We start from the raw sequence: 721 nt of genomic DNA on the forward strand, positions 1-721 counted from the left end.
CAGCTGGTGAGCAAATGGGGTCATTTATGGGCGTGAAGAGTTACAGCATTTCCACTTTCTCGAAAAACAAACCAGTAGCGCAAGAGTTTATTACGTTCGTCAATAACTATGACAATGCGAAGCGCCGTTTTGAATTAACTGGAGAGGTTCCGGCAGTGACAAAATTGGTAGACGATCCTGTTATCAAGAATGACCCAGGTGCAAGTGCAGTGGCGATGCAATCCATTCACGCTACGTCTATGCCTTCCATTCCTGAAATGAACGAAGTGTGGGGCCCTGCGAACAGCGCACTTCAGTTGATTGCAACGAATAAACAAGATGCGAAAAGTGCACTCGACTCTGCAGTAGACAGCATCAATATGCAAATAGAAGCTAACCACGCAATGATGGGCCAATAATTTAAAGATATTGTTCTGGCGAAAGCAATTGTCGGCCCTATATAACCATCTTGGGCTGGGGCTGACAGACGCCAGAAGTTTTCCGAAATGGAGTTGTAAGTGATGTCTGACATGAGTGAACATTTTGAGCATAACTCGGGGCTGTATCGATCCCAACGGTTTACTGCCTCTTTATTTTCAGTAATTCCTGGCTTTGGCCAGTTTTATAATCGACAGTTTGTAAAAGGCATGATGTTCTTCATCTTGCTAACAAGTTTTTATGCAGTAACTCGTGATTTTATTTCCCACGGTATGTGGGGGCTTGTCACACTTGGCGAAAACCT

1 protein-coding gene and 1 pseudogene are annotated in these 721 nt (G+C 44.2%); both read left to right on the forward strand.

Features of this window, described 5'->3' with window-relative positions:
- Nucleotides 1-398: extracellular solute-binding protein (locus tag R7Q09_RS25500; RefSeq protein ID WP_318143859.1), on the forward strand; the 398-nt coding region annotated here is incomplete at its 5' end.
- A gap of 102 nt (nucleotides 399-500) precedes the next feature.
- Nucleotides 501-721 (forward strand): annotated as a pseudogene (locus R7Q09_RS25505) (sugar ABC transporter permease); the annotation flags it as partial.

It is taken from the genome of Vibrio sp. 2130-1 (assembly GCF_033339515.1).